The sequence below is a fragment of the Marinomonas sp. G8-14 genome, from assembly GCF_055808935.1.
The window spans coordinates 3,321,702-3,343,876 of the sequence record NZ_CM147891.1 but is presented as its reverse complement, the minus strand read 5'-3'; the positions used below and the strand labels follow the sequence as shown (position 1 = coordinate 3,343,876).

The 22,175-nt window shown below is 44.4% G+C and carries 23 protein-coding genes; 16 read left to right on the top strand and 7 right to left on the bottom strand.

The genetic code is table 11. The features are described from left to right. Positions 1-16 precede the first annotated feature (16 nt). Positions 17-262 carry a hypothetical protein gene (locus tag AC0L6V_RS17055; RefSeq protein WP_409418820.1) on the top strand — a complete coding sequence of 82 codons (246 nt, stop codon included), beginning with the start codon at positions 17-19 and terminating at the stop codon, positions 260-262. 32 nt (positions 263-294) lie between these two features. Here the strand turns inward: AC0L6V_RS17055 and AC0L6V_RS17050 are convergent, their stop codons facing one another. After that, positions 295-1,500, bottom strand: coding sequence for an MFS transporter (locus tag AC0L6V_RS17050; RefSeq protein ID WP_409418819.1), 1,206 nt, complete (start codon positions 1,498-1,500; stop codon positions 295-297). A 98-nt stretch (positions 1,501-1,598) separates the two neighbouring features. Here AC0L6V_RS17050 and AC0L6V_RS17045 point away from each other — a divergent pair, with 98 nt between their 5' ends. After that, positions 1,599-2,408, top strand: a complete 810-nt coding sequence (locus AC0L6V_RS17045) for an AraC family transcriptional regulator (RefSeq protein WP_229676470.1) — start codon at positions 1,599-1,601, stop codon at positions 2,406-2,408. Between the two features lie 23 nt (positions 2,409-2,431). On the opposite strand, the gene AC0L6V_RS17040 is transcribed toward AC0L6V_RS17045, so the two are convergent. The 4 genes from AC0L6V_RS17040 to AC0L6V_RS17025 all read right to left on the bottom strand — a co-directional run bounded on the left by AC0L6V_RS17040 (position 2,432) and on the right by AC0L6V_RS17025 (position 4,448). Further along, positions 2,432-2,899, bottom strand: a complete 468-nt coding sequence (locus AC0L6V_RS17040) for a LysE family translocator (RefSeq protein ID WP_418139096.1) — start codon at positions 2,897-2,899, stop codon at positions 2,432-2,434. 15 nt (positions 2,900-2,914) lie between these two features. Beyond that, complete coding sequence (locus tag AC0L6V_RS17035) at positions 2,915-3,046, bottom strand: hypothetical protein (protein ID WP_418138451.1); 132 nt, start codon at positions 3,044-3,046, stop codon at positions 2,915-2,917. A 74-nt stretch (positions 3,047-3,120) separates the two neighbouring features. After that, positions 3,121-4,050: a LysR family transcriptional regulator gene (locus AC0L6V_RS17030; RefSeq protein ID WP_265219572.1), complete on the bottom strand. Its 930-nt coding sequence runs from the start codon at positions 4,048-4,050 to the stop codon at positions 3,121-3,123. An 80-nt stretch (positions 4,051-4,130) separates the two neighbouring features. After that, a complete protein-coding gene (locus AC0L6V_RS17025; RefSeq protein ID WP_265219571.1) occupies positions 4,131-4,448 on the bottom strand; it encodes a DMT family transporter in 318 nt (105 codons plus the stop codon). Between the two features lie 96 nt (positions 4,449-4,544). Here AC0L6V_RS17025 and AC0L6V_RS17020 point away from each other — a divergent pair, with 96 nt between their 5' ends. The 11 genes from AC0L6V_RS17020 (at position 4,545) to AC0L6V_RS16970 (ending at position 17,950) form a co-directional block, all read left to right on the top strand. Next, positions 4,545-5,432 (top strand): LysR family transcriptional regulator, encoded by an 888-nt coding sequence (locus AC0L6V_RS17020; RefSeq protein ID WP_265219570.1) that lies wholly within the window; start codon positions 4,545-4,547, stop codon positions 5,430-5,432. 111 nt (positions 5,433-5,543) lie between these two features. Then, the gene (locus tag AC0L6V_RS17015; protein ID WP_265219569.1) at positions 5,544-5,840 is read left to right on the top strand and encodes a helix-turn-helix domain-containing protein; all 297 of its coding nucleotides are present in this window, start codon (positions 5,544-5,546) and stop codon (positions 5,838-5,840) included. Between the two features lie 33 nt (positions 5,841-5,873). Then, complete coding sequence (locus tag AC0L6V_RS17010) at positions 5,874-7,121, top strand: type II toxin-antitoxin system HipA family toxin (RefSeq protein ID WP_473483162.1); 1,248 nt, start codon at positions 5,874-5,876, stop codon at positions 7,119-7,121. A 206-nt stretch (positions 7,122-7,327) separates the two neighbouring features. Continuing rightward, the gene (locus AC0L6V_RS17005) at positions 7,328-7,633 is read left to right on the top strand and encodes a transcriptional regulator (protein WP_265219567.1); all 306 of its coding nucleotides are present in this window, start codon (positions 7,328-7,330) and stop codon (positions 7,631-7,633) included. Continuing rightward, complete coding sequence (locus tag AC0L6V_RS17000) at positions 7,630-8,880, top strand: type II toxin-antitoxin system HipA family toxin (protein WP_265219566.1); 1,251 nt, start codon at positions 7,630-7,632, stop codon at positions 8,878-8,880. The genes AC0L6V_RS17005 and AC0L6V_RS17000 overlap by 4 nt, the downstream gene beginning before the upstream one ends. Positions 8,881-9,076: 196 nt before the next feature. Continuing rightward, complete coding sequence (locus AC0L6V_RS16995; RefSeq protein ID WP_265219565.1) at positions 9,077-9,382, top strand: hypothetical protein; 306 nt, start codon at positions 9,077-9,079, stop codon at positions 9,380-9,382. A 388-nt stretch (positions 9,383-9,770) separates the two neighbouring features. After that, on the top strand, positions 9,771-11,024 hold the full coding sequence (locus tag AC0L6V_RS16990) for a DNA cytosine methyltransferase (RefSeq protein WP_265219564.1): 1,254 nt from the start codon (positions 9,771-9,773) through the stop codon (positions 11,022-11,024). A 9-nt stretch (positions 11,025-11,033) separates the two neighbouring features. After that, complete coding sequence (locus AC0L6V_RS16985) at positions 11,034-12,950, top strand: McrB family protein (RefSeq protein WP_265219563.1); 1,917 nt, start codon at positions 11,034-11,036, stop codon at positions 12,948-12,950. Between the two features lie 37 nt (positions 12,951-12,987). After that, positions 12,988-15,342, top strand: a complete 2,355-nt coding sequence (locus tag AC0L6V_RS16980; protein WP_265219562.1) for a restriction endonuclease-like protein — start codon at positions 12,988-12,990, stop codon at positions 15,340-15,342. 25 nt (positions 15,343-15,367) lie between these two features. Further along, positions 15,368-16,390 carry a virulence RhuM family protein gene (locus AC0L6V_RS16975; protein WP_265219561.1) on the top strand — a complete coding sequence of 341 codons (1,023 nt, stop codon included), beginning with the start codon at positions 15,368-15,370 and terminating at the stop codon, positions 16,388-16,390. Positions 16,391-16,393: 3 nt separating this feature from the next. After that, a complete protein-coding gene (locus AC0L6V_RS16970; protein ID WP_265219559.1) occupies positions 16,394-17,950 on the top strand; it encodes a Fic family protein in 1,557 nt (518 codons plus the stop codon). A gap of 99 nt (positions 17,951-18,049) precedes the next feature. Here AC0L6V_RS16970 and AC0L6V_RS16965 read toward each other — a convergent pair whose 3' ends face one another. Then, positions 18,050-18,184 carry an entericidin EcnAB gene (locus AC0L6V_RS16965; RefSeq protein ID WP_111605904.1) on the bottom strand — a complete coding sequence of 45 codons (135 nt, stop codon included), beginning with the start codon at positions 18,182-18,184 and terminating at the stop codon, positions 18,050-18,052. Between the two features lie 253 nt (positions 18,185-18,437). Here AC0L6V_RS16965 and AC0L6V_RS16960 point away from each other — a divergent pair, with 253 nt between their 5' ends. The 3 genes from AC0L6V_RS16960 to AC0L6V_RS16950 all read left to right on the top strand — a co-directional run bounded on the left by AC0L6V_RS16960 (position 18,438) and on the right by AC0L6V_RS16950 (position 21,167). Further along, positions 18,438-19,271: an ion transporter gene (locus AC0L6V_RS16960; RefSeq protein ID WP_265219558.1), complete on the top strand. Its 834-nt coding sequence runs from the start codon at positions 18,438-18,440 to the stop codon at positions 19,269-19,271. 347 nt (positions 19,272-19,618) lie between these two features. Then, a complete protein-coding gene (locus AC0L6V_RS16955; protein WP_265219557.1) occupies positions 19,619-19,960 on the top strand; it encodes a helix-turn-helix domain-containing protein in 342 nt (113 codons plus the stop codon). Beyond that, positions 19,953-21,167 (top strand): type II toxin-antitoxin system HipA family toxin, encoded by a 1,215-nt coding sequence (locus AC0L6V_RS16950; protein ID WP_265219556.1) that lies wholly within the window; start codon positions 19,953-19,955, stop codon positions 21,165-21,167. Before AC0L6V_RS16955 ends, AC0L6V_RS16950 begins: the two co-directional genes overlap by 8 nt. Before the next feature lie 86 nt (positions 21,168-21,253). On the opposite strand, the gene AC0L6V_RS16945 is transcribed toward AC0L6V_RS16950, so the two are convergent. Then, positions 21,254-22,120, bottom strand: coding sequence for a YicC/YloC family endoribonuclease (locus tag AC0L6V_RS16945; RefSeq protein ID WP_265219555.1), 867 nt, complete (start codon positions 22,118-22,120; stop codon positions 21,254-21,256). Between the last annotated feature and the right edge of the window lie 55 nt (positions 22,121-22,175).

The following is a 22,175-nucleotide window of genomic DNA, read 5'->3' as shown; positions in this document are numbered from 1 at the left end:
CTATGAGCTAGTGTTTATGGAAAAAAAGTGCATCATTGATATTGTCATGAGCGCGAAATTCGATCACCCAGAATCCTTTTCTAGAGCTTTCAATGAGAACGGCGTCATTAACAGTACCTTAGCTGGTGGTCGCTACGCCGTCGTTCGCCATTTTGGGCCTTATGACAGTATCCGTCGTTGTTTGTACTTCCTTAGTGGTACGTTTGATTCGTTACTGTTTTGGAGTGTTTGCCACACGCTGTGTGATGCTATGGTGCTTTAGCCGTCCGACTCAAGCTTATACTTCGCCTTGGGCTATGAACGGTTTGGTTTTGGACTCGCCATCCAGCCCAATGCCATCCAGATTAAACCAATGCTTAACATGACATAGAGCGATGCTGTCCATGATTGCTGCCAATCGTACAGGGCACCAATCAATACAGGGCCAATGGCTGCGAGCGTGTAACCGATCAACTGCGCCATACCAGACAGCGCTGCCGCCTGTTTTGGGCTGTTGGTTCGTAAGCTGACAAAAGACAAGCCCAAGATAAACCCCATACTGACGCCAAACCCAAAAGACACAGACCAAACCCCAGACCAACTTGGAATGAACAAAAAGCCAGCCAAGCTTAATGTCGTTAATCCAGTGGCTATCAAGCAGAGGCGTCTATGACTGCCTAAGCGATTGATAAACGGCGCTAAAATCAGTGAAGGAACCGCTCCTGCCAATTGCAAATAACCTTGATACAACCCCGCCGTTGAATCGGTGTAACCGTTGCTCATTAAAATAGCGGGCACCCACGCCACCACTACATAATTCACCAGAGAATTGACCGCTAAAAAACCAGCCACTTGCCATGCAGTGACAGAGCGCCAAACGGACGTGGCCACTTCGACATTCCCGGTTTGCGGCGCTTGGTGTTGGGTAATTTTGCAGCTAAACCACACTACCAAAGGTAACAGAATCAACAAGCTTTGACAGGCCAGAGCAAACGACCAACCACTCATTGGCAGGTCAAAGCTTGGCTGTTCCGCATACAAACTCAACGGCACCGCAAGGCTCGACATCAAAAAGCCGCCGATGCTCATCATCAGTACATAAATCGCCGTGAGCTGAACCACGTATTGAGGAAATTCGCGTTTCAGCAAACTCGGTAACAACACATTACCGATGGCAATCCCCGCGCCAATAAATATCGCCCCGATATACAAGGTGCTGATTGAGCCAAACGTGCGAATGATCATGCCAAGGGCAATCAGACCCACACCCGAAGCGAGAATGCGCTCAATGGTAAAATGCCGAGTCAGCCAAGACGCTACCGGTGCAAAAAAAGCAAACGCTAACAAGGGTAGGCTAGTCAGTAGACCAGATTGCGAATTACTGAGGTTGAGATCCGTACTGATTCTGTCTAATAACGGCGGCAATCCCGTGACTGGGCCGCGCAAACTCAATGCCACCAAGAAAATAAATAAGAGTAAAAAAGCCGCATCGTGCTGTGCTAATCGTTGTAATCGTTTCATGCTGTCCATTCATATTAAAAGCGGTTGCTAGGAAATATTGCCGATTCGCTATTATATGCGTTACGCTGCTTACTGAATTAAGAGACTTGGACAATAAATTGCGAAATACAGACAAAAGCATTTTTGAATCGCTCACCGATCTTTGCTTTGCCGATCACTATCCCCATCGTGTTTTGGTATTGCGTTCTCAATCGGTACCGCACAGTGAAGAGACCCCATGGCATCATCATAAAAAAGCGCAACTTGTGCTGCCATTAACCGGCGTGGTGACCAGCTTCATTGATGACAAAATGTGGCTTGTGCCGCCTCGTTGTGCGGTGTGGATTCCGAGTGATGTCATGCATCGTAACCAAATTTCACCCAATGCGGATGTGTGCATGTTATTTGTCGACAGCACGGATTTATCTTTGCCAGATGTTGCCTGTACCTTGACGATCACGCCTTTTGTGCGTGAGTTAATTTTGCATCTGCATACACAACAGGAGTATGAAAAGACCGACCCCGTGACGGATCGGTTGGTAGATGTACTGATTGATCAATTGCTTCAATTGGAGCGAGAAGAGTTTGATTTTCCTATTCCCGATGAGCCTATCTTGAATCGCCTTGCGCTCGAACTCATTGCCAGACCGAATGAGAAGCGTACTTTAAGCGAGTGGGCCAGTGACTTCGCCATGAGTGAACGTACCTTAGCGCGTATGATCAAACGCCATGTGCAGCTCACCTTTGGGCAATGGCGCAGCCAATTGCATATCGTTCTAGCCTTGCAAAAGCTTGCCATTAATCTGCCTATCCAAACCATCTCCGAAGAGCTTGGATATGATTCCGTCAGCGCCTTTATCACGTTTTTTAAAAAAGCCTTAGGCAAATCCCCCAGGCAATATCGGATTGAGCGATGGGGGAAGGAATGACAGAGCGCTACGTCATGGTTCGTTTAAACCGTCGTGAGAATATACAGCGCCAAGAAAATTAACGCCAAGCCAGATAGGCGATCAATCCACATGGCTTTGCTGCGCAACTTCTCTAAGAAACGCGCATTCGATAACAGACACGCAATCAAGGTGTACCAAAGGCCATCCACCAGCCAAGGTGTCGCCACCATGAGCATTTTTCCACTGATCTGATGGACTTCGGCCACAAAAGGGCTGAATAACGCCGCAAAGAATAGGGCGATTTTGGGGCTTAAAATCGAGACCAGAAAACCTTCTTTAGCAGACTGAAACAGGCTAACGCGAGTGCCTGATTCTAACTTAGCTGCAATGCCGCCGTTGGAGCGCAGGGCATTAAAGCCAAGGTAGGCCAAATACGCTGCCCCCGCGTAACTGATGATCAGAAACAGTAAAGGCAGTTGATGGAAAATCACCGCCAAGCCAAGCATGGAGATCAGCGCGTATAAGCCAATGCCTGTCGCGTGGACTCAAGACGTGGCCAAACCGTTTGCTCGGCCGCCGGCTAGACTGTGCTTGATGACTATTGCGAGGCTCGGGCCTGGCGACATAGCACCAAGCAAACAAATGGTAAACAGGGAAAACCAAATAGACAGTGACATACGCGTGCTCCTTTATGATGGGAGCAGACTAGCAAGCTCTTGGTATTATATGAAATCATCTTTTCTCATGGTGCTTATGATTTTGAATCATAGCCAATAGAATAAGCGGCTTTCGACATCACCTGCAAAACGAGACTTCTCATCCACAGGTGAGAAGGGTCGTTATCATACTTTGCATGCCAAATCAGCCAGTACTTATGACGTGGTGTCGTGATGGGAAGCGGTTTATAGATCAGAGAAAAGTGGTTTTTTAAATTTCGAGCAATGTGTTCAGGAATCACCAAAAGATGCTGACTTTGACACAGTGATTGCGCTGCCGCATAGAAAAATGGCACTTTCAGCGCAAAGCGGCGAGGCTTTTCTAGCTTGGCTAATGCCTCATCTACGTAACTGTCCTTGTCGCCACCACCGATCACTTTAATATGAGCATAGGCGAGTAGATCGGTAATGCTCAGAGTGTCCTGCGTTGCCAAAGGGTGAGCCTCACTCATCACACAAACGGGAGCGTCTTCGCCTATTTGAACAGAAGACACGCCTTCTGGTTGTGTTGGCGACATGCTCGACGCCAACTGAATATCGGAGGTGGCAAGCAAAGGCAATAAATCTGGTTGCCATAAGCGATATTGCAGCGAGAGGTTAGGGGCTTGTATCGCCAATGCCTCGACAATATCAGGCAAAATATACTGCGCCACATAGTCGCTGGACGAGAGCACAAACTCGCCATGCCACTTTGCTGGCTCGAACGCCTCTTCCACTAGCAAATCATCCAACTCCAGAAACCAAAGGGCCAGCTTCGTTTGCAGCTGCAACGCCTTGGGTGTAGGAATCAGCGTATTGCCTTCGCGAATGAGCAAGGGATCAGCAAACAGGCTTCTGAGTTGGCTGAGTTGGCGGCTCACCGCCGATTGTGTCAGATTCAGTTTATCGGCCGCGTGGCTAACGTGGCGCTCTTCCAGTAGCACCTTTAACGAACGCAACAAATTTAGGTTAATACGATGAATCATGTCGTTATGCTCACAGGCTGGCAAAGTGTTTGGCGTATTTTTCGGCTTTACCCATCATAACGCAAGGCGCATCGTCCCGCTTAATGGGCAAACTTCAACACCACCACACCGAGAATAATCAACAATACTCCCATATAACGCAGTAAAGACGTGGCATCGCCATAAAACCAAATGCCCACCAAAAAAGTGCCTGATGCGCCGATTCCTGTCCACACGGCATAGGCGGTCCCCATGGGGATGTCTTTTTGCGCCAACCAAAGCAAAGTACCACTCACCGCCATAAAACCAATCGCCATGGCGATGCCCAATACTTTTGAGCCACCAGACTGCGCCATTTTTAGCCCGACGGGCCAGCCGATTTCCGTTAATCCAGCCAACAACAAATACACCCAACTCATGCCTTACTCCTTAATATGTTGAAGACAACGTTATTTGCAGGCTAGACTATCAATAATTATGATATTTAAAAGTTAATAACCATCGAAAAAATTCATATGTTGAGTCTAGAACAAATTAATATGTTGGTGTTATCTGCCGAGCTGGGTTCCTTTTCCGCCTGCGCGAGAAAACTCGGCAAAGTGCAGTCAGCGGTCAGTCATGGGATTAACAATTTAGAAATAGACTTGGGCGTTGAATTGTTTGATCGAACCTCCCGCAGCCCTAAACTCACGCCAGAAGGGGAGCGCTTACTGCGCAGTGCGAAAGCCTTGTTAGCTCAGTCCCATGAATTCGAAAAGATTGCCGAATCCATTACCCGCCATGAAGAAGGCGCCTTAACGATCGCCGTCGACGACGCTCTGTTAACACCGTATTTAAGCACCATCTTGGCCTTATTTGCACAAGCCTTCCCTCATGTCGAAATTGACCTGATGTCGTTGGCCTCTCCTGACATTATCGCAACGGTGGCGGATGGCAACGTTGACATCGGTGTGATGTTTTCAGAAGTAGAAGCCAACAAACAAGTGGATTTTTGCTACGTGGGCAGTGTGGACTTTGTCGCTGTGTGCCATGCTGATTTTCCCTTAGCGGCCCTGCGACGACTATCCGAATCAGACCTCATGCCCTATCGGCAAATTGCCGTCAGAGGGCAGCAAAAGCGAGAATCACAAGTGCTCATTAGCATGACACCAAACGCTTGGTGGTGCTCAAGCAACTACAGTGTCTTGGCCTTAGTGAAACAACAAATCGGCTGGGCTTACCTGCCTTTGTCCTTGGTGCAACCCTTTGTGCACACCGGCTTATTACAAAAAATAGACGTCGCCTTCGACCACAAACCCTGGTCTGTCCCCGTTGACCTAGTCTGCAAAAAAGGCGCCTTACGTGGCCCCGCCCATCAATGGCTGTTTGATGCCTTAAAAAACGCCTTTTCTGCTGAGCGTTAGACAAAGAAAAAGAATAAGAAATTATAAAATAGACATAATAATGTCCAAAAAACCTAAAATTAGACTAAAATAGACACTACTGTATCTATTTTTTTATGGATGGTTGTTTCTATGAGTCATTTCCTATTACTGGATGACAGCGACGTACAGCACGCTTTTGCGGCGCATCTTCGTAAGCGGCGAGAGCAAGAAAAACTGTCTCGTGATGCATTAGCCGCTCGCAGTGGCGTGCCCGCGCCTACTATTAAAAAGTTCGAACTGACAGGGCAGATTTCCTTTCGTCAGTTATTACTGCTTTGGCAAAGCCTAGATGAACTGTCGCGGCTCTTTGCGTTGACTCAAAATACAGAAAATAATCAATCCAGCATGCCGACGTCCATTGAAGAGGTGCTGAAAGATGGCTTTTAAACCCATTCAAAAACTGCTTGTTCAGCGCACTTTATCAACAGGAGAAAGGATAGATGTTGGTGTATTGGCGCAAAATCAACAAGGCGTTTTTTTCAGTACAAGGCTGACTATCTTCAGCAATTTGGAAACTTATCGCCGATTACTCTTAAGCCTAATACAGACTTACAGCGGGCACCAAAAGCGCCTCACCACGGCATTCATGGCGTGTTTGGCGATAGCTTACCCGATGGTTGGGGGTTGTTGTTACAAGACAGAGTGTTTCGTCAGCATGATATTTTACCTGCACAAATTACAGCCATGGACAGGCTGGCGTTTGTAGGGGATTCGGCCATGGGCGCGCTCTCATTCAGCCCTGAGTCAGACTTCAAACAATACGATGATTCCAATATCGATATTCATATGCTTGGCCTAGAAGCGCAAAGCTTATTCGATGGGCAAACAGAAGCGGTATTGTCCGCTTTAGTCGCTGCAGGTAGTTCAGGTGGCGCAAGACCAAAAGCGCAAGTGTATCTTGACCCAAACCAACCAACTCAGTGGCGGACCCAAGCCCAGAAAAATGACGAAGCTTGGTTAGTAAAGTTCACCTCAAAAAATTTAGCACTGGGCCATGAAGAAGGCTTATGTGAAGCTGCTTACCTTTCATTAGCAGCAAAAGCAGGGTTGCAACCACAGGAATGGAAACTCATCGAAGCGCCAGAGAAGTCCGGTGCCAGCCATTGGTTGGCTTTAAAACGCTTCGACAGAGTGCTAAACAAAAAAGGAACGTTGGGGCGTCTGCATATGCACAGTGCTTGTGGTTTATTAGACGCTGACTTTCGAGAGCCTAGTTTAGACTACGAAGACTTAATCAAGTTGAGCCGCCACCTTTGTAAGTCGCCTATGGTTGGGCAAATGCAATTTCGTCGTGCCATGTTTAACTTATTTGCCTGTAACCAAGACGACCACAGTAAAAATTGGGGCTTCTTACAAGACGACAAAGGCGCTTGGCTGCCAGCACCCTTTTACGATGTCACCTTTAGCCCACACCCATTTGGCGAACAAGCCACTTCGTTTATGGGCTATGGCAAGCAACCGCCCTTAAAAGTCATTCAAAAACTCGCCTCCAGCGCCAGTTTTGCGAGCTGGGCACAAGCTCAACAAGCGATAGAAGAAATCATAGAATCTCTCTCGGATTTTCGTAGAACCGCTTTATCACTGGGCGTGAAACCCGATACCGTGCGCTTGATTGAGAAACAACTGGATGCTTGTTGGCAAGATAATAAAGGCTTGTTGGGGGAATGAACCGATACGAAATCTTGACTGTACAGAAAGGCTTATCAAGATAGGACTGTATTACCATAATAGACTTAAATATGGGAATACAGTACCAGTTTTATGAAATTAGAGGTGTTTTCTTGTACATTGATTTTTGTTCTTTATAGGACTATATTCCCATAACAGTCAAAAATATAGGAATACAGTCCTACTTTTAAATAGGGATAAACAAAATGCCCAAGAGAGATATGCATCGAGTGTTATTTCCTAAACAACTCAAGGTCTTGCGTGTGTTCGGTGAAGATTTGTTGTTGGCGGCTAAACGGCGAGGCTTTACCAAGCAATTGATTTGTGACCGCACAGGGTTTGATAACAAAACAGTGAACAAAGTCTTTGCGGGTGATCCGGGTGTGGCGATTGGCACTTATATTAAAGTCATGGCCGTGCTTGGTATGGAGGACAATTTCTCGACACTGGCAGCCCATGACGAAGTAGGTGTTAAGCTGCAAAACATTAAGTTACTGGAGGGCAGGAAATGAGCCGTCGAGTGGTGGATGTTTATGCTCATTGGATGCCTATCGACCCGCCTTTGTTATTGGGGCAGCTGACGTTCGCAGAAAGCAGCCGAGGTGGTGTGTTTAGCTTTGCTTACGATAAAGCCTTTCTAACATCGGATTATCGCTTGCAGATAGATCCACTACTAACGCTTCATGATGGTGAACTGTATAACGATTCACCTGATAAAAACTTCCGCGCATTTTTGGATTCATCGCCGGATCGTTGGGGTCGCATTCTCATGCAGCGACGAGCCGCCATTGAATTTAATAAAGGCTTACGGACAACGAGTCGACTCACTGAATTAGACTATTTATTAGGTGTACATGACTCTTATCGAATGGGCGGGATTCGCTTTAAACTCGCTGGTTCGACAGACTTTTTAGATAACAACAGCGAGTTTGCTGCACCGCCTATGGCCTCTCTACGAGAGTTGGAATATGCCGCTCTCCAAATAGAAAAAGACGACAATATTGAGAGCGATGAATATTATCGCTGGCTAAAAATGTTGATTTCTCCTGGCTCATCTTTAGGCGGTGCTCGACCAAAAGCGTGCGTGACGGACGAGAATGATCACCTTTGGATTGCCAAATTTCCCAATCAAAGTGATGCTTTCGATGTGGGGGCTTGGGAAATGGTCTGCTACGAACTGGCTCAAGCCGCTGGCGTAGATATGTTTCCCAGTGAAATTCGTCGATATTCCTCTGAACATCATACTTTTATCACCAAACGGTTTGACCGAATCGGCACGCAGCGAGTGCATTTTTCCTCCGCCATGACACAGCTACAATACTACGATGGGGAGCATTCAGACGGAGCAAGCTATTTAGAAATTGCAGAATTCTTAACAACCAGCGGATCGCAAACCAAAACCGACCTAGCCCAACTATGGCGCAGAATTGTGTTTAACATCGCGGTGTCTAATACAGACGATCATTTAAGAAATCACGGATTCTTACTGACACATAAAGGCTGGAAACTATCACCCGCTTATGACCTGAACCCCATCGTTGGTAAGCAAGGGTTGCACCTAAACATCACTGATGTGTCTAATGAACTTGACTACCGTCTAGCATTCGACGTGATCGACTTCTTCCGCCTAGACCGCGACGAAGCGACCCGCATCTACGATGAAGTGCTAGGTGCCGTGAAACACTGGCAAAGCATCGCCAACCAGCTCGGCATCCGCCGCAGCGAACAGCTTGCTAAGCAAGAAGCGTTTAATGTTTGAGTTATAGAACTTGCTCTTTTTATGTCGAAAAAGTGAGAGAATTTCGACATGACTACCTCTCTATGGTGATGCGCTGCTAAGCGATAGACAGAATAGATCATATAGCGCGTTGTGAGAGTTACAAAAAGTTAGCAAAAGTACTCAAAACATTTATACTGTTTTTATATACAGTGTATTGGTGTTTTAAGGAGAGATAATGAGCCGATTTGAACTGGGTTTTAAGTCAAGCGAACTACCCGTGACGTTAAAAGATTGCAGCTATGAGAATGACACTTGTCCCTCGTTCTATTTTCGAGTGAAGGATCAATACTACACACTGTGGGTGGAACACAAAGACAAAGTCCAACGAGAAGACCCTGATAGCCCTCGTTACACGGTGTGCAAAGCGATTAACGAAGGGGATGAAGCTTATCCAGAAATCTATACGGATCATAAAGTTGCTGATCTTTTCAAATCCGAAGAGTCAAGCGCGATGATTGGATTTGTGAGAGAAATGCAGTGATTACCCCTAGAGTGGATTGTAGCGCCATCTTCTTCTTTGAGCGCTATGTGGACTTCGGCATTTAGTCAGTGTTCTTTCGCAAAATCTTACATTAGGCTTGCTCATTTATCATCAGTTGATAAGATTCTCGGTTTTTATAAAAATCCGGCTTTGGTTGGCGTATTATTGCGTCTGGCTCTGTTTTAGTACATTGCATGTAGGCAATGTTAGCCCTAGCTGACTTAATGTGCGATCAGGCGATCATGTTGGTCTGTCGCCGGTTTACCCATATGGCCGATGAGCAGGGGCTTGGTAGTCCTAAGTCATAAAAAACACAATTGGTTATACAGAGTTTTCAAAATGCTTTGTTTTAAAGCCATTCATCAAGAATTTTTAGTAGTAATAAATAATGAAAAGTGAGACCAGTGTACTTCAGCAAGTGGAAGAATTCATCAGGCCCTTAGTCTTAGAGCACACACCGGAGGGCACGGAAGTACAAGCGGTTGTAGACCAGTGGGTTCATGCGATTGCGACAGACAGCCAGTTTTATTGTGACAATACGCAGGTCGATCCTAATCAGCTCCGAATTGATATTGAGTTTTCTTTAAGTCTTAACGGATTGCTTAAAGATAGAAAAAGCTTTTTTAATGAGGTGTTTGGTCATTTAAAACTTAAACCACTAGAAAACGCATCATTTCGATTTATTGATTTGTTCGCTGGTATCGGTGGAGTAAGACTGGGCTTTCAACAAGCTGGTGGCACTTGTGTTTTTTCTTCAGAATTTGATAAACATGCACAGCTTACATATAAAAAGAATCATGGTGAATTCCCGTTTGGTGATATCACTCTCATTTCTCCTGAATCTATTCCAGACCATGATGTTTTACTTGCTGGGTTTCCTTGTCAGCCCTTTTCTCATGCGGGTTTAAAGCTTGGCATTGAAGATACTCGAGGGACTCTATTTCATGATATAGCCAGAATTATTGAAGAGAAGAACCCACGTTTTGCAGTTTTGGAGAATGTAAAAGGGCTAATAAGCCACGATAAAGGTCATACACTTAAAGTTATTTTAAAAACACTTACAAACATCGGTTACAGCTGTAATATCCCTAAGAGTATTATTGAAAACGGCAGTACCAAAGAGATTCAGAATCTAGCCAAATCAATGGTATTGAAATCAATAGACTTTGGCGTACCTCAGAATAGACAAAGAATTTATATTATACTTTGGAAAGATGGTGAGATTGACAATTTTGATTATCCAGAGTCGATGGAGTCTGATACAAGAGTTGGAGACATATTAGAAGCCAATCCTAACCCAAAGCTAACTATTTCTGATCGATTGTGGGAAGGGCATCAAAGACGAAAGATGCAGAATAAGATCAATGGTAAAGGTTTTGGATATGGGATTGTTAACGAAGATTCTCCTTACACAAATACTCTATCTGCTAGGTATTACAAAGATGGCAGTGAGGTTTTAATTGAACAGCATGGCAAAAACCCAAGAAAAGTCAGCCCTAGAGAAGCTGCAAGATTACAGGGTTTTCCTGATGAGTTTGAGTATAGTGATTCTACAGTCCAAGCTTATAAGCAATTTGGTAACAGTGTTACAGTTAATGTAGTAAGGGCGTTGGCAGAGTGCATCGTTTCACACATAGAATAAAGGAATAATATGTTAAGAAAACTTGATGAAATACAGTTAGAACATCCTTTAGTTAATAACGCTAAACTTTTTGACTATAAATTAACTTCTGGCCAAAAAAGGGAGCTATATAAGCAGCTTGGTTCTATTGGGTATGGCTTTGATACTTACACGTCATTTGCAATTACGGATAGAGAGTCGGACGATAAACCTGCCAATTATGCATTGATTCCTAATCAATATTTTGTTTTTGCTAGCGAAATGTATGAGTTTGCAAGTGAGTTGTTTAAGTATTTTGAGATATATGAAAATCTAAGACCCTATGCTAACAGTCTTCTAGGTAATTCAGAGCAAATAAAAAATAACATTCGAGCTAATAAAGAATTAAGTAATCATTTTGACTCAGAAAATGATTTGGACCTTTTCTCAAAGTTTTTGGATAAGGATGATTCAACATTCAGGCTAGGTTCCAAACGATTAATTAACGATCAAGGTAAACCAAGAGGATCAAGAGATTGCTTTGGTTCCGTAATATTAAAAGAAATTAACTTACCAGATGCATCATCTAGTATATTTGGAAGACTCGTATATGACCTTTGTCAAAACCCAATAACCTATAAGAATGTTTATGAGGCATATAGTGTTGCGAAAACAGAAAATTTAACAGTTAGAAGTGATGCTTCATTAAGTTTTGTTGGTTTATCCAAACCCTTTCTGCTCTTAGCTGGCATATCTGGTACAGGTAAAACTCGCTTTGTACGGGAGCAGGCCGCAGCATCGAAAAGAGGGAGAGGGGATAATTATTGTTTAGTCCCTGTTCGTCCTGATTGGCATGAACCCAGCGATTTATTGGGTTATGTTTCACGTCTTGGGAAGAAACCTGAGTATGTGGCTACCGATGTGCTGCGTTTCATAGTGCAAGCGTGGAAAGAAGTAATAGATGAAATTGAATTTGATAAGGATTTGCCTTCTGACTGGCGCGGCAAACCATTAAATGACATTCGTCCTTTTTGGTTGTGTCTTGATGAAATGAATCTTGCACCTGTTGAGCAGTACTTTTCTGACTATTTATCCATTCTTGAAACGCGCTGCTGGAACGATCCAAAAACGCTAGAAGGTAGTGATCGAGATTACATTTATGAATGTGATCCGCTGATCAAAGGTGAACTTTTCCGTGCATTGGATAAAGATATTGATGTAGGTGAAGACTCTAAACCTTCAGAATTGCTTGCTAAAGATTTAGGGTTGGATTTGTCTGAGTCACGTGAGAATGACATTTGGCAGTATTTCTTAACGCATGGGATTGCGATTCCGTTTAACCTGATTGTCGCAGGTACGGTGAACATGGACGAAACCACTCATGGCTTTTCCCGTAAAGTGATCGACCGAGCCTTAACCTTCGATTTTGGTGAATTCTTTCCAAACGATATTAATGCGTTTTTTGAGTCTGACGTAAAAGCCAAAACGCTGAGTTACCCTATTCATAGTCAAGCGACCATGGCCTTGTTTGAGTCGGTGGAAGCAGATAGTGACGCAAGCAAAACTAAAACCTTCTTTAATGCTGTTAATGGTGTATTAAAAAATACCCCGTTTGAATTGGCATTCCGCGCATTCAATGAATTATGTTTGTCTGTTATAAGCTTTGCGCCAAAAAATGATGTGGAATTAGCGGCTGTATTCGATGACTTCCTAATGTGTAAAGTGTTGCCACGCATAGAGGGTGATGAAGATAAACTGACCAGTAATTCAGGCAACAATGTACTGGTACAACTGTCTACTACACTAGAAGCACAATTAGCGACTATATGGAAAACAACACGACCGGATTTATTACGTGAGAAACAGGGAAGTCCTGAACACGTTCTTACAACACCTTGTCGTTCTCGACCAAAGATTGAACGGATGCAAAAGCAATTAACGAATGGCTTTACGTCTTTTTGGCCTTAATTAGACCGCAAAATGTGATTCGGATGGTAGTTAAGGAATGGCGAAAAACACACGTGAAACCCTTTATTTTAAACATGATGACTTCGAGTTGTATGTCTCTTGTGAAAGTTTGCGCTCACCGCGTTCTAAGCTAGAACGCACGTACTTGCAGCGAGGCGTTCCTCTACCAGATGGTGAAAGCATTGCGGTATTGATTGATGGAAACCTAGCTCAGGATAATTCAGGCGATGACGATAAGTTAACTGAACTGACTCAACCTTTCTTTTTTGAAAATCGTCAATATTGGTTTGATATTGAATTTTCCTCGCATGTGCTGAAGAACTCACCATCTGTTAGCCATAAGTATCGTTTAATTGAAGATAGCTTTAGTCCAAGCCCAAGACGAAACACCTTACAGGCCATGTTGAACTTTGGTAATGATGTAGGGAAGTGTGTTTTCCATATTAATTACGAAACGAATGACGGTAGAAAGTCAGTGCCTGTTCAGTTCACTATTTTTGCGACAAAGATGGTGATGAACGAAGATCTCGGGCTAATGAATCAGAAGATAGACGAGATTTATCCTTTTTGGCGCTATGCCATCAGCGGAAAAACGACACAGTCTCAGGGGAAATCACACAAGCAGCCAGAAAAGTTTGAGTTGTTTTGGTTAGCTCAATTTGAGCGTTTAGTCACAGAGCTGAATCAGGGGTTGAAGCGAATCATCAACGCACCTCATAACCGTTTGCAGTCGTTTGATAAAGACCAAAAATTAGACCGTATCAATAAAAAAGTAACCGCTAAGCAGCAAGAGCTGGCAAAAGAATTAATTGCAGAGAAGCGTTCAACTAGACGAATGCGTATCGGTTACAAACGTCTACATGTAGACACACCAGAAAACCGTTTTATAAAAATGGTGTTAAAGCGCATCAAGACGAACTTAGCGCAATTGATCCAGAATATTGACAATGAAAAAGAAACCAAAGTATCTGAGTCCTTCTTACTTGTCCTAAAACGGTGGCGACAGCAAATTGGTAAAGTGAGTCAGCACCAGCTTTGGCGTGAAATTGGAACATTTGAAGGTCTCAGTTCTGATTCCAAAGTCTTGCAACAAGGCGCTGGTTATTCAAAGGTGTATAAAGTCTGGCAGCAATTGAAACATTACCTCAATCAAGACAATGGCGAATCTCAGTTATCGATCAAGTCAGTGGCGGATATCTATGAGGTTTGGTGTTTTATTGAGGTAATGTCCATTGTTAAGAGTTTAGGGTTTATAGAGAAAGAGCGAACGCTTAATCATTTGAAACAAGTGCAATTCGAAAAACAGCTTCCAGATGATGAAATGGCAGCAGCCTTTGTGTTCTTTCGAGAAAGCGACAGTATGACAGTAGAGCTTGCTCATGAACCTTCTTTTACGCCAAGCGGCATAACTAATCGAACATGGCTCGCTAAGCAACGCCCAGATATTGTGCTTCGTATTACTTTGGCGAATAAAGAGTCATTTTTTATTTTATTCGATGCTAAATATCGCATTGATACACAACAATTCAAAGACAAAGATGGTGTCCCCGAGGATGCTCTTAATCAGATGCATCGATACCGAGACGCTATTATTCATCAGCATCGTTTTGAGTATGAGTCACCATTAAAAAGTCGCCCTGTTATGGGTGCTTTTGCCTTATACCCTGGTTTTTTTGATAACCAAAAAGACCAAGTAAATCCTTACGAAGAGGCTATTAAAGAGATTGGTATCGGGGCATTTGCCTTGTTGCCTAGTAAAGATTCTGAGGTTTCACATAATCATTGGTTGCGCGATTATTTAACGCAAAAACTTTGCGATAGAAAAGCCGAGTTTGCTTATCCAAAGATTCCATCAAACGATTACTATTTTGTGGAAGATGCTGCGCGTATCACGCCTTATGGAGTAAATACCGTGAGGCACAATGGGTTAACTATGATTGCCCCCATTAATGAAATAGAACGTGACGATGACTATCTAGAAAAAGCGAGAACAGGAAAGCTACAGGGATATCACACGCAACTTGTAGCGACTAATCGGCAAAACGTACATAGAAACATCGTTCGTGAAATCCGTTATGTCATTGTTACTGTTCGTGAAAAAAATACGGAGCATCAAGTTGGTAAATACTTATATCGTGTTGCAAATGTAAAACTTTTACCAAGGCATGATATTGATAGAAGCTTAACAGGCAAGGAAAGCACTGATAACCGTCATTATTGGCTATTTGAATTCGTTGGCTCGCCAATTGCTCTTAGTGCAGAGATAGAAAAACCATACGTTGAGAGCTTCCAATTCAAACTGACCAAAGCGGAGTATTTGTCGCAGTTTGCGCATTGGGACGATGTTAAGGATGACTTGCAACTCTATGCTGAATTTGATCTGAGTTGGTAAAGTTAAATCATGTTAAGGATGTGCCATGACCACCAAGTTAATCCGTAATAGTACGGCTGAGTTTTTGATTTTTACTGGTCAATCTGGTGAGCAGAGCATTGAGGCCCGTTATGAAGAAGACACTATTTGGCTTTCCCAAAAGCTGATTGCTGAGCTGTTCGATGTTGATGTGCGAACGGTCAGTGAGCATTTCAAAAATATATTTCAATCAGCCGAACTCAATGAAGAAGCAGTTATCCGGAAATTCCGGATAACTGCTTCTGACGGTAAAAATTATAATACGCAGCATTACAATCTAGACGCCATTATCTCTGTCGGTTATCGCGTGAATTCTGTGCGAGCGACTCAGTTCCGTCAGTGGGCGACTCAGGTATTGCGAGAGTTTTCTATCAAGGGTTATGTGATCGATAAAGAGCGCATGGAGAACGGAAGCTTTCTGGGTGAAGATTACTTTGAGCGCTTGCTGGAAGAAATTCGTGAAATTCGCCTTTCTGAACGACGTTTTTATCAGAAGATCACCGATATTTACGCAACCAGTGTTGATTACAATAAAAATGCGCCAACGACTCAATCCTTTTTTGCGACAGTGCAAAACAAACTGCATTTTGCGATTCATGGACAGACTGCCGCCGAGTTGATCAAAGCGAGAGCCGATAGCAGTAAGCCAAATATGGGGCTGACTCATTGGGCGAAAGGACCAGAAGGAAAGGTGTTAAAAACCGATGTGGGCGTAGCTAAAAACTATCTCAGTCAGGATGAGCTTCAGTCGTTAGGGCTGATCGTCAACGCGTATCTTGATTTAGCGGAAAGTCGTGCAAGACGCAATATTCCCATGACGATGGAAGATTGGTCGAAGCGGTTGGATATGTTCTTAGAGTTTGATGATAGAGATATTTTGACTAATGCCGGATCGATCCGTGCGAAAATCGCCAAAGACTTTGCGGAATCAGAATTTGAGAAGTATCGAGTCGTACAGGATCGTTTATTTGAAAGTGACTTCGATAAGATGATCAAAAAGGTTGAGAGTGAAGGATCGGGGGATAAGTAAAACATGACGCCTAAACTTCCCATAAATATTGACGATTTACTGCGCCGGCGTACTGTTGAAAGTGAGCGTATTGAGTACAAGGAAGGTTGGAATCCTGAAGTGGTTTTGCATACCTTATGCGCTTTCGCCAACGATTTTCATAACTTGGGTGGCGGCTATGTGGTCATTGGTGTTGCAGAAGAGAATGGACAACCTAAGCTGCCTCCTGTTGGTGTAGAGTCTGCGCAAATCGATGCCATTCAAAAAGAGTTATTGAACCTTGGTCACTCCGCTATAGCGCCACATTTTCATCCGTTAACGGCGACTTACGAGATCCAAGGAAAAACCATTTTGGTGTTATGGGCGCCGGGTGGAGAATCGCGGCCTTATAAAGCCAAAACCAGCTTAAGTGGCAAGAAAAGTGACTGGGCTTATTATCTGCGTAAGCATACCAGTACGGTGAAAGCCTCTGGGGAAAATGAACGAGAGTTATTGAGCTTAGCAGCAACGGTTCCCTTTGATGACCGTTATAGACAAACCGCCACACTGAATGATCTTTCTCCCTATCTGATTCGCGATTTTTTGCACGACATTAACAGTGAGTTAGCTAACGAGGCTCGTGAGCTGGACATCGAAGCCTTGGGTCGTCGTATGAATGTGGTTGGCGGGCCTGCGGAGATGGCTTTTCCGAAAAATGTGGGTTTATTATTTTTTAATGAGCAACCGGATCAGTTTTTCCCCGCTACTCAGATTGATGTGGTGTATTTCCCCGATGGCGCTGGTGGTGACCGCTTTGAAGAGAAAATATTCAAAGGCCCACTTGGTCGTATTACGAGCGATGCTTTGGATTATATTGGCCGGAATTACCTCAAAGAGGCGGTTATTAAGCACCCAGACCGACCAGAAGCCGAGCGTTTTTGGAATTATCCGTTAGCGGCTATCGAAGAAGCGGTGGTGAATGCGGTCTATCATCGTTCTTATGAAATACGAGAGCCAATTGAAATTCGTATCGATGCTAAAGAGCTGGTTGTTTTGAGTTTCCCTGGTCCTGATAGATCTATCCGATTGGCTGATTTACAGGCAGGTAAGGCGGTGAGCCGGCGTTATCGTAATCGTCGCATTGGTGAGTTTTTAAAAGAGCTGGATTTAACCGAGGGACGCTCTACTGGTGTTCCTAAAATATTGCGTGTAATGAATGCCAATGCCTCACCGACACCCGTTTTTGAAACCGATGAAGATCGCAGCTATTTCTTAATTCGTTTGCCTATTCATGAGGGATTTACTGAGGTTGAAAAAACGACCCCGCAAGTCACCCCCGAAGTCACCCCCGAAGTCACCCCCGAAGTCACCCCCGAAGTTACCCCCGAAGTTAGACGTCTATTAACGATGCTACATGGTGAAATGGGTCGGTCGGAATTGATGGTCGTATTGGGTTTGAAAGATGAAAAACACTTTAGGGAATATTACCAACAAGCGGCGATTCAACAGGGCTTAATTGAAATGACTGTCCCAGACAAACCCAAAAGCCGTTTGCAAAAATATCGCTTAACTGAGCTAGGTAAGAAGCTTGTTTCTAAATAGAGAAAACGCTTTACTGAAAGGCTTTGTATGTGAAAATGCCCGCTTCTGCCATGCGTAGAAGCGGGCATTTAAAATGCGGCTATTACTTAAAAGAACGGTTTATTCCGTTGCTTTATGAATCGTTTCTTTTGTGCTCTCGTAGGCTTTTGATGAGTCTTCTTTCACGCCTTCCCAAGTATTTGCGCAGCCAGCTAACGCCAGTGTTACGGCAATGACTAATAATGGAAACTTCATGTTCAAACCTCTTTTTGTTTGGAGTCTTTACACACTACCAAAAAGTTTTGTAAAGAACGACTCACTATTTTGATTTAACTTAGGATAAAGGGTTTTACCGATTTTTGCGCTTTCTTTCTGACTGAAAATCTTATGGAAAAATCCTTAAACAGCCCCATGTATTTACATCAAAAGAGATTGACCTATCCTAGCTCTGGCATAGAATGGCGTCAATTTAACCCACTCTTGGGATAATCTAGCATTGAGGTGGCGCATGCCCAGTACATCGGTGGTTCCAACGAATTCTCTTCGTCAGCGTCTCAAGACGTTTATTGAAAATTCGACGATACAGCGTAGTTTGTTGGCGTTAATTCTAATCAATGCGGTGATACTCGGATTAGAAACCTCGGCAGAGGTAATGGCAAACGTTGGCCCATTTTTAATGGCCTTAGACAAGGCGATTCTGGTGGTGTTTGTGATTGAGCTGGGGATTCGTTTGGTGGTGCATCGTTTCGCATTCTTTAAAGATGGTTGGAATGTGTTCGACTTCATTGTTGTGGGTATCGCCTTAGTCCCTGCCAGTGGGCCGTTTGCGGTATTGCGTGCACTTCGAGTCTTGCGTGTGTTGCGCGTATTAACGTTTGTTCCGTCGATGCGAAAAATTGTCGGAGCGTTAATCAAATCTCTAAATGGCATGTTGTCCATCGCCATGGTGTTGGGGCTGGTGTATTACGTGGCGGCGGTGATGGTCACCAAGTTGTTTGGTGAGGCCTTTCCTGACTGGTTTGGCAGCTTAGGCGCTTCCCTGTATACCTTGTTCCAAGTGATGACCTTAGAAAGCTGGTCCATGGGCATCGCGCGGCCAGTGATGGAAGAATTCCCCTATGCTTGGGCATTCTTTGTGCCTTTTATCCTGATCGCCACCTTCACCATGCTGAACCTCTTTATCGCCGTCATCGTCAACGCCGTGCAAACCATGCACGACGATGAAATCAAAGACGAGATAGACGCGGAAAAGGCTACCCAGCAACAGTTACTAGAGCAAATGCAGCAGCTTCAACAGGAATTACAAGCTCTGCGCCAAGACATGAACAAACCAAGGGAATAATGACGAAGTCTCGATAGTGAGCAATGGAATACAGGCGAGCATCCATTCTCATTTCACACTTTTATGCGCGTAAAAGTGTGAAATATCGCATTTTTACGCGCATAAAAGTGTTGCAACCTTCCTGCCGAGTATAAATCACTTCTTCAATAGGTCTCTTTCTTCTATGCGGGTACCAGTTTGTTGGTAGCCTAGGATAAGTGGGCAAGACGGTTACTGTTGATCTATATTGACATATCAAAACTTATTGTTTGATCTATCATTATGGATAATTGTCTTGTGCTCTGTGGCGTGAATTGATATGTTTTTATATATAAATTTTCTTCAGTGATGCATTAAGGCATATCAATGTGAGCTATGTAACAGAGCAAATACTGCAAAGCCTTCGAGACGCTCGGGAGCGTAAGGGCTTTAGCCAGAGAGAGCTGAGCGCGCGTTCGGGTGTACCGCAAAGCCATATTTCGAAAATCGAGTCTGGTGGCGTTGATCTAAGAATGTCGAGTCTGATTGCGCTTGCCCGTGTACTAGACTTAGAGCTATTTGTCGCGCCTAAAAAGTCTATTCCTGCGATCAAGTCGATCATTCGAAGTAGCCAAGATACTTATCATAACGGGCCAAACAATAACGGCATCAACGATGAAGCTGAGTCAATACCGCCTGCATATCAGCTAGAGGAAGACGACGATGACTAACAATGTCTCTACGCTTAACGTGTTGCTCTACGGTGAACCCATCGCGACGATCACCAACGTGGGCAATGACAGAACGCTTTTTGCTTTTATGGATTCGTACATTTATGAGGAATCGCGGCCAGTGTTAGGGCTTGGCTTTAAAGATTCGCTAGGCGGCTTGCTGACTCACTTTAAACCGACCCAAACCAAGTTAACTCCGTTTTTCTCTAACCTTTTGCCAGAAGAAACCATGCGTTATTACTTGGCAGAGCGTGCCGGTGTAAATCCAGCGCGGGAATTTTTTCTATTGTGGGTGTTAGGACAAGATTTAGCAGGTGCGATCACGATTGAACCTGCTGATGGCGAAGCGCTGCCGCCTAATGTACAGCAAGACATTGACGATGAAACGAAAATAGATGTTCCAATGCGTTTTTCATTAGCGGGTGTACAGTTGAAGTTTTCAGCCGTACAACAGGCAAACGGCGGTTTGACCATCCCAGCTACGGGTAAAGGTGGTTCTTGGATAGTGAAATTACCGTCGTCTCGATTTGACGCTGTGCCAGAAAATGAATATTCGATGATGGAATTGGCTAGAATGCTGGGCATGGATGTGCCAGAGACTCAGCTACTCCCCATTGAGCAGATAGCGAATATTCCGAATGGGATTGGCAAATATGGTGACAGTGCGTTTGTGATTAAGCGCTTTGATCGTGTTGATGGCCAAGCGATACATATTGAGGACTTTGCACAAGTGTTTGGTGTCTATCCTCAAGATAAATACAAAAAAGCCAGTATGCGGAATATTGCTCAGGTTATCGGCATCGAAGGTCAAGACGAAGACATTGCCGAATTTACGCGCAGATTGGTGTTCAATACCCTCATTGGCAATGCCGATATGCATTTGAAGAATTGGTCTGTGATTTATAAAGACAAGCGCACAGCATCCATTGCGCCTGCCTATGACTTTGTCTCGACCATTCCCTATATCCCTGACGATAGCGCCTCGTTGAAGGTGAGCCGTAGCAAAAAGTTCAGTGACTTCACGCTGGATGAATTATCACACTTAGCCGCTAAAGCCATGTTGCCAGAGAAATTGGTGTTGGATACCGCCAAGCAAACCGTGGCAGGTTTCCATGAAATATGGGCGAAAGAAAAAGCGCATTTACCGCTGACTAAATCGATGATCGAAGCCATTGAGCTGCACTTACGAAGTATACCACTGCGCTAAAATGGGAATCGACCCGTACAGAAATGTAGGGGCATCGGTCATATTGGGTTAAGACATTCTTGGACGGGTAATTTTTACCCAAGAGCTTATTCTATGTTTTGGATCTGTTCTCTCATTTGCTCAATCAAAACCTTCAATTCCACGGCGCTATTCGTTGTTTCTACCACAATGGATTTTGACGATAGGGTGTTGGCTTCGCGGTTGAGTTCTTGCATTAGGAAGTCGAGGCGGCGGCCGATGGGGCCTTTTTGTTGCAGCTGACGGCGCACTTCTTTGGTGTGAGTCGCGAGACGGTCAAGCTCTTCGGCCACGTCGGCTTTTTGTGCCAGTAGGACGATTTCCGCTTCGACACGCATGGGGTCGAGGTCGACTTTAGCCGCTTCCAGTTTGTCGAGTAGGTTTTGTTTCTGCGCGGCGATGATGGTGGGCAGTTTGGCTTGTACTTCGACAACGATGGCATCGATGGCGTCTAGGCGCTGTTCGATGATGTCTTTTAGCTGTGCCCCTTCGCGTAGTCGTACTTGAATCAGTTCGTCAACAGACTGATTAAAGAGTTCGACGACGGCTTTTTTCATCATCTCAAAATCATTGCCTTCGTCACTGAGAATACCAGGCCATTTTAAGATATCGAGTGGGTTCGCTGGGTCGAGGTCTTTGAACCAAGTGCCTAGGGTTTCGATGGCGTTTGCCAAGGCTTGGGCGTTACTTGGGTTAATCGTCAGGTTGGTGGCCGCTTTGTCGACGCCTTGGAAGCGCAGTTGGCATTCTAGTTTTCCGCGGTTGATTTTTTTACGCAGCACATCACGGAAAGAAAACTCAAGCTCACGAAAGTTTTCTGGTAGACGAAAGCTTGGCTCTAGGTAGCGCTGGTTAACGGAGCGCACTTCCCAGCTGATGGTCCCCCAATCGTATACGGCTTCTTGGCGTGAGAAAGCAGTCATGCTTGCTGTCATGTTGAGTCCTTTGATGGTGATGAATTATGAAAGGCAACATTGTAGCGCAATGGGC